Genomic DNA, 7439 nt, shown 5'->3' with positions numbered 1-7439 from the left:
TTAACCCNTTAACCCNTTAACCCATTAACCCATTAACCCATTAAAGCGTAAAACAAATATCCCAAATGTAAAATAAATCTCCTTTTAAAAAATTAAAAACTTTTTATTTAAAACTGTGCTTTGAACAATCAAATGAATGCCTTACATAATAACCTCCAGAATTATTCGTAATATCACACCAAACCTAAATACGTGGTCTGAATTCACAATAACCATTACTCTGCAAGCACAAGACATTCATATTGTAACGATCATTCATAAACCCAGTAACTTCGCAGATTTCCGTCACCATTCGCCCCGGATCCGTCACAATCTTTTCTATCACTACCACCAAATTCACGCTTCTGGCGATCATCCAACCGATCGTCTCAGGAGTAAACCCCTGCGCCGCCTCATCTTCATAAATGTAATGCGCCAATTTTTGCAACCCCTCCTCAGATGAATTGGCATGCATCGTCGTTACCCCACCAGGGTGCCCGGAGTTCCAACTTTTGAGCAAAGTATAAGCTTCACCACCGCGGATCTCTCCTACCACGATACGGTCCGGACGCAAACGCATCGTCGTTCGCAGTAAGCGGCGCATATCCACATCTTTACTGGTTCGTAACAGTGCACGGTTAGCATTGTTAAGCTGCAATTCCATCGTATCTTCAATCGCCACGATACGGTCACACGGGCATTGCAGGCTAATCTCATGCAAAATAGTATTTGTCAGCGTCGTTTTCCCGCTACCAGCACCGCCAACGATCAAGATATTCTTGCGCATAACCACAGCTTCACGAATTGCCTCAATCGGGTGCTCAAAGCTGCGTTTGTGGATCGCCAGCCCGGAAGTCCGCCGCATGGCAGCAGCGCCTATCGGCTTAATAATGCCGCTTTTCCGGTAATCAGACAGCGATAATACAACGGGAGAGTGTTTGCGAATGGCAATAGCAGGCGCATTGGCCAACGGAGGCAGTACGCCGGCAATGCGGGCACAGCCCAACGGGAATTCACCTTCAATCAGGCCCACATCGGTACCCATATCCGCTTTTTGCAATGAAGCAGAAATCAGCAAAATCCGCGCTGCCGCCTCTGCCGGAAAATCGGATTGAGCTTCATTCATGTTCTGGTTATGCGATTCAATCCACAGTTTCCCATCAGGATTAATAATGATTTCCACCACATTCTTATCATCAAGCGCCTGGAGGATAACAGGCCCGCAAGCTTGTCTCAGCTCATCCAACATTTCCTCACGATATACACCATCCACTCCCTGAATTTCACGGGTTCCAATTTCAATGTCCTGTCTGGTTTTCATCATTAATTTCAACGTTAAGCAGACGGTAGAGATAACGACTGTTCAATGGCATTTTCAATACCAGATACTGCCGTAACAACCAGCATCAACATGCCACCAATCATCAGGATTGAAGCCAGCAGGAATCCGCGGGTGACTATCTGAACTTTGACTATCGTTTCATCCAGCCAGTGCCGTGCAAACTTCGCCATTGACTGATCAAAACCCTGCAATCGTGACAATAGCCTCAGATAACTGATCGCCTCGCTATCGGGAAAACGATAACCCGTATCGCGCAGCGCCTCACCAAAACCAGCCCCCATTGAAATGTGTTCGAGCGTAGCAGCGATACGCACATACAACCAACGCGAACCCGCCTGTTCCAACAGCAATTCCAGCGCCGATTGCAACATCATCCCTGAGCGGATCAGCAACGAGACATTCAGTATGAACATGCTGCCATGAATGGTTCTGTACAGTGACCACGGCGGAAACCGGTCAAGCACCGTTCGCAACCGCCCGCCCAGAAAAGGCAATGATAATGACAACAGAACGATCAATATCACCAGGAATATCAGCGAATACAGCCCATAGTCATTAACAAATGTTCCCATCACATAAAGGGTATAAGCCGCGCCATCCCAGGTTTCCGGCTTAGAAACCGCCGCCAGTTTGGGAACCAGACTCCCCGCCACAATGTGCAACAAGACGCATATCATCCCAATCAGTACCGCCGGATAAATAGAGGCACCGACAACCGCATTGCGGATCTTGCTACCCGCTTCAATCATGGCGATCGCATCCATGAAAGCGCTATGTATGTCGCCGGAGCGCTCACCCGCAGCAATCACCGCGACTTCATTAGGACCAATCCATTGCTGCAAACTCTCTGCCAAAGTGCTGCCCTGACTCACCGATTCATAGCAACGACTCAAGACCAACGCATAACCACCGTTGGGTTTTTGGCCTTCATTACTGGCGACATGATACATTTCGCGTAATGCATCAATCAGCATGACACGATTTTCCAGCATCATAATAAGATGCCCATAGAAACGAATCCGCGCTTTCTTACCGAACTGTATCTTCGCCATTCGATAGTTCAGTCTTTCAATAAAATCGGTCAGGAACATGGTGTTTTACTCTATTTGATGGATCGTGGGGATAATCGGCCCCATGACGCGTTCTCCAGCTCGGGGATCGATGATTCCGTCATTTATTTTGTGAATAAGTGCATCGATCTTGCTTAATCCGCCCATTTCCGTCATCCAATACCGAGTTGCCCCGTGATGATGACCAGTTCGATAAGCTTGCATTAAGCCCGGAGATGTACGTACCACTTCAGCGACTACCGTTCGGCCCACGATGCCGCTCTGCTTGCAATAATCACAGCCTTCTCCCTGCAAACAAACCGATTCCGGCTGGCAATAAAGATTCAACCGTTTTAACAGACGCCCGGAAATTTCCTGCTCATGCCCTTGCAAGGGAACTTTGCAACGGGGACATAACACTTGAACCAACGATTGACTGACTAAACCAATCACCAACCGCGGATCCATCAACAGTGATTCCATTACCGCCTCATCCTGCAAACGGGGCAGGATCGCTAAAGCATCGTTTGCATGTATCGTGGTCCAAATGAGATGGCCCGTCATTGCGGCACGGAACGTCATCTTTGCGGTAACCGCATCACGTATCTCGCCGACCATAATGACATCAGGATCGAGCCGCATAGCATCAGCGATTGCCATTGCCCATTCTTGTTCAACAACCACGCTATCGCCACGATCGCCGGTTATCGGCGACTGATTAGCGCCTTCAATCTCATATTCAGGTGGATCTTCAAGCGTGAGCAAATGAATACCCGCTTGTTCCGCTATCAGCTTCTGCATCACAACTTTCAGGGTAGTGCTCTTGCCGCTACCGGTCGCGCCGGACAACAGGACAACCCCGGCCCGATGGTCCATCAACTCTTCCAATATCTGACACTGTTCCGGCAAATAGCCAAGATCACTCAGGGTGCACACCGTACCGGGACTATCCGCATACAACAACCTCAGTACCATTAACATGCCACGATCAAGCGGGCGGGTATTAATCCGCGCCCCGGAAAGCCCGCATTCGGTAAGAAATTCATCCTTCATTCGCGCACGCTGTGCCTGCATCGGCTTAAAAGTCGGCTCTGCCACGTCGCACATACTTTGGTAAATCGTCGCGCACAGTCGTAATCCTTCTTCGGGACGCAACTGCTCAACAGGCCGCAAATAACCATCAATACGGCAACGGATCTCACAATAATTATGCCGGGCGACAATATGTAAATCCGACGCTCGCTCCTGCGTGGCTTCTCCGATTAAGCGAGTGATATAACGCTGAACATCGGATTCTGTGCCTCCCAGCCCATGACGATGATGATGGCTCTTGCTGAGACGGTACAACTCCAATATGTTCCCCATTCCACAGGTGACAATCTGATAAATGAAACCGTGTCTTTTAACCGTTTCCTCATAGGCCAATACATGGGGATCGAGCCGGTGAGAAGCGGATACAGCAAGCACGCAGTGCCCCTTTTGCTGGGGTAACTCAATAAGACATATCAAACTGCGGTTCGCCAACTCTATTTCAAGTGCGCCGCTCAGGGCAGATAACACTTTTGCCCCCTGCCTGACCATACACAGCAGATCGGAACTTGTTATTACCATAGGAATGTCCACTTATCAGCAATTAACGACTTAACGGCAACGGCGGTGCAACCATTAAATCCAGGCTATCCAATAACGATGCATCGTTAGTCGCAGTCAATCCCACATCATAGAATCGTCCCTGTTTGGTAAAAGTGACCACACCGTTATTAATGCGCACCACTTTATAACCATTCGGCAACTGATCACCGGCTTTCACATCCATGATGCCACCCGAACGAAACCGCAGCGTGGCAATCAGCGCACCGTTGCGCCCAAAGATTGACTTAACTAAAGGCAGATCATTATTAATCGCGCCACTTTTATTCACGACGCTGGAAATTTTATCGAGTTCAGCCTGCGCATTTGCTCTGGCGGTTTCAGCTTTAAGTAACATCACCTCGGTCTGTAACTTTGCCAATTGTTCAGCAACATTGTCAGTCGTTGCCGCCGGCAATGCCGGTTTCTGCGCCACAGGCTTTGCCTGAACCGCCGGGATCTCAGCAGGTGATGTTTGTGCATATGCCAGAGAAAATACCGACACCACCAATACACTGATTATAAACTGACTAATTTTTTGCATAGAAAACTCCACTAAGCTCCCACTGAGGGAAACCGTCAGATAACACAACTCTGGCGCTGGTGACCCTCAACCCAGGGAGCGGCTTACCTGAAAACAAGGCATCTGGCGGTAATTGAGAAGAAAGCGTCCAGCTATAAGTCTGCCAATCAGGGTTCGCCCACACGCGAGTCTCCCCTTCTGCCGCAGGAGGCGGGGGTGGCGGAATAACAGAGGCGCTCTCAGTTAAGACCGGAGGCGGCAAATCCAGCGCCTGGAAATAAGACGTTAACTCAATCAGCGCCTGATCTGACGACAGCAATAGGTCGTCGTGGCCTTCCGGCAGATCCTCATTCTGCTGACTGAACGGTATCAATACCTGTGCCTGCTCTCCGCCATTGGAAATCACAGGGCCAGACTGGAATATATTGATAGCAGCAACCTGAAAAATATTGATCGGCATTCCTTCATGACGCTGGTAGCTCACAGAAATCGTATCAGCATCCAGAAGAATGGCGTCAATTTGCCAACCCGCAAGGGACAAAGGGATCCTGGCTAACGCTCGGTTCCATGCGGCGAATTGCCATGCTATTTGCGGTTGTGCAAGCCACGGATGCGGCGGTGGAATTTCTACAACTTCATTGGATAAATCCGGTGTGATCAATACCGTATTCTGCTTATAGGTGTGCCACCCCCACCAACCACCGGCCAGCAAAATCGCCAAACCCGCGCTCATGCCAAAGAGCTTAATTTGATGCTTCGACATTTCACCCGTTAAGCTTTCCAGCTGACCGACAGATTTTTTCAATGCAGATTTCGACAATAACTGCGCCAATGGCATCTCCGGCCACAACGATTCAAACTCCTTCGGCGCATAAATTGCATTCCATACCCCGTTGGCTCCCTCTACCAGTTGTACCGTATCACGCAACTTCGCCTCGATCTCTTCACGGACGCCGATCAAGTCACGTCCAGCCATGATTGCACCCTGATGTACCGCGACTAACGCATAATGCCCATCAGGCAAACGAAACGCGCCGATCCAGTTAGGTTTATCTACCGCTTTGGCAAGGGTAGCGGCCAATGAATAATCACCCGGCGCCCCTGCCTCCTTTGGTACGTAGCCGATCTGAATACCTTGCCCGACACGATGCCGGACAGCCAGGGTAAACCCCGCCGCAATCCCATTTCTGCGCATGTTAGAACGCGCCAACGCAGTTACTGGTGGTCGCCAGATGATGCCAGCCACCAGCGTTTTACCATATAGCTTGATTTGCATGACGTGCTCCACGTCTGTCCCGGTCCGGATCATCTTTCAATCTACCACTATAGGGGTAATCATGACCACGATCACATTATGATTTGTTTTACCCTCACGACTCCCTCCCAGAACCTGATTATCTGGGCTGCCCAAGCCACTGCGTTCACTGGTATCTGATTGTTGCTCAAACCCTGACAACACCAGAGTTTCACCTGAGTGCAACCGCACTTTCTGGCTGAACGCACGTAAATCTATCGTCGGCAATTGCACCTGACCGGTCTCTTCCTTGCCAAATTTCGCCAGCTTCTTCAAATCACTTAAGCTAATGTTGTATTGCAACAATATTTGCTTATCAGCCATGGCATAAGGCAGCATCAACATATTAAAACCGGTCGTCACTGTCGCGGGTTCAATCCCCACCGAAGTACCGACTTGTGGCGTCAAGGTGTTAGAAATTGATGAAACATACCCGGTCTGAGTTGCCACCTGCATCGGTACCGCCTGCAAATTCAATGTGGTAACCGAGGGTTGCGTCACTATGGAGACTTTGCCCTGCGCCGATAACGCCTTAATCAGCAAAGCGCTGTCACTGAATGGTCCTTTGAGAATGTGGATATTGGTATTGATACCTCCCTCATCAATAGCAGTCGAGTTCTTATCAGCCAATCCTATATGAGCGCTTTTATAAGCCAACGACCAATCGACGCCATACTGATCATCCCGATCGAACGTCAGATTAAGGATCTTGACATTAAGCACCACCTGCGTAGTCAGCAATTTATTCTGCTGATCAATATAATCCTTAACTCTGTCGAGTATTTCAGGGGAGTCGGTTACCGCCAATGATGCCGTCGCCATCGACAAAGTTAACTTACCTTCTCCCGGCGTCAGCATCCCTGACACCGTTTTCTGGATCTCATCCATCACCGAACGTGTCAAAGAAGTGGCAAGGGTTTGCGTACTGCCGCTGTTACCGCTATCGCCCCCACCCGCACCACCGCCGAACGTCGCACTGGTCGTCGCGGTCACGCTGGAAGACAATGCATCCGTGCCCGGCAATGCATATATCTGAAACACCCGCGTCTCTGTTTTGAAAATATGCACTGCGCCATTATGTACTTTCCAATGCAACCCTGATGATAAAATGACTGAATCGAGCAAACCCGCCAGAGATCCATGCCAATTCACATTGATTTTCAACACGTCCGGTTCACCGCTTTCAGATACGGGTTGCGAACCTGAATTGACAACCACAACCCCTCGCTCACTTCCCTTTTCACCCGATGACGAGCCGGGATACGCGGCAAGCCGCGCATCCGCACTGATCACTACCGGTACCCCGCAAATGCGTTTGATCTTGCCGGCAAATTCACTCAACGTCATCGGTTCCGCTTCCTGCAAGGTTAAGTTACAGGAGACCGTTTCACTTTCTCTCTTCGATGGGATCTCCTTGGTTGATACCCAATAACCATATTGATGAACATGCACTGAGGTGGTAGCAGCACTATTGCGCAATCCCTTAATAATTTTGGTCGCATTCGCCATTTCATTATCCGCCTGATGATCGACCTTGTTGATTGCCGCACAACTTGACAAACCCGCAGCGATGCAGGACAGCAATATCAATCTGGAAAACGTCAAAAACTGAATAGACATGGT

The 7439-nt window shown here is 49.4% G+C and carries 6 protein-coding genes; all 6 read right to left on the bottom strand.

Annotated elements, in window-relative coordinates; translation table 11 throughout:
- Positions 1 to 184: 184 nt before the first annotated feature.
- From PTE_RS16225 to pilN, 6 genes are read right to left on the bottom strand one after another with little or no spacing between them, the layout of a single operon-like run.
- On the bottom strand, positions 185 to 1303 hold the full coding sequence (locus tag PTE_RS16225) for an ATPase, T2SS/T4P/T4SS family (protein WP_081738253.1): 1119 nt from the start codon (positions 1301 to 1303) through the stop codon (positions 185 to 187).
- A gap of 11 nt (positions 1304 to 1314) precedes the next feature.
- A complete protein-coding gene (locus tag PTE_RS16220; RefSeq protein ID WP_036848807.1) occupies positions 1315 to 2412 on the bottom strand; it encodes a type II secretion system F family protein in 1098 nt (365 codons plus the stop codon).
- Between the two features lie 6 nt (positions 2413 to 2418).
- Entirely contained in the window at positions 2419 to 3981 is a 1563-nt protein-coding gene (locus PTE_RS16215) for a GspE/PulE family protein (RefSeq protein ID WP_036848804.1), read from the bottom strand.
- 22 nt (positions 3982 to 4003) lie between these two features.
- On the bottom strand, positions 4004 to 4543 hold the full coding sequence (gene pilP, locus PTE_RS16210) for a type IV pilus biogenesis protein PilP (RefSeq protein WP_051477435.1): 540 nt from the start codon (positions 4541 to 4543) through the stop codon (positions 4004 to 4006).
- Positions 4530 to 5798, bottom strand: a complete 1269-nt coding sequence (locus tag PTE_RS16205) for a type IV pilus inner membrane component PilO (RefSeq protein ID WP_245219062.1) — start codon at positions 5796 to 5798, stop codon at positions 4530 to 4532. Before PTE_RS16205 ends, pilP begins: the two co-directional genes overlap by 14 nt.
- 36 nt (positions 5799 to 5834) lie before the next feature.
- Positions 5835 to 7436: a PilN family type IVB pilus formation outer membrane protein gene (gene pilN / locus PTE_RS16200; protein ID WP_036848798.1), complete on the bottom strand. Its 1602-nt coding sequence runs from the start codon at positions 7434 to 7436 to the stop codon at positions 5835 to 5837.
- Positions 7437 to 7439 lie beyond the last annotated feature (3 nt).

It is taken from the genome of Photorhabdus khanii NC19 (assembly GCF_000517265.1).
GTDB classification, from domain to species: domain Bacteria; phylum Pseudomonadota; class Gammaproteobacteria; order Enterobacterales; family Enterobacteriaceae; genus Photorhabdus; species Photorhabdus khanii.
Note: the sequence above shows the minus strand (reverse complement) of the source record. Positions and strands in the feature narration are given on the sequence as shown.

What these genes read in the sequence shown, in the direction of transcription:
- PTE_RS16205 (WP_245219062.1), bottom strand. Translation starts at nt 5,798, where the DNA reads ATGCAAATCAAGCTATATGGTAAAACGCTGGTGGCTGGCATCATCTGG.
- pilP (WP_051477435.1), bottom strand. Translation starts at nt 4,543, where the DNA reads ATGCAAAAAATTAGTCAGTTTATAATCAGTGTATTGGTGGTGTCGGTA.
- pilN (WP_036848798.1), bottom strand. Translation starts at nt 7,436, where the DNA reads ATGTCTATTCAGTTTTTGACGTTTTCCAGATTGATATTGCTGTCCTGC.
- PTE_RS16225 (WP_081738253.1), bottom strand. Translation starts at nt 1,303, where the DNA reads ATGATGAAAACCAGACAGGACATTGAAATTGGAACCCGTGAAATTCAG.
- PTE_RS16220 (WP_036848807.1), bottom strand. Translation starts at nt 2,412, where the DNA reads ATGTTCCTGACCGATTTTATTGAAAGACTGAACTATCGAATGGCGAAG.
- PTE_RS16215 (WP_036848804.1), bottom strand. Translation starts at nt 3,981, where the DNA reads ATGGTAATAACAAGTTCCGATCTGCTGTGTATGGTCAGGCAGGGGGCA.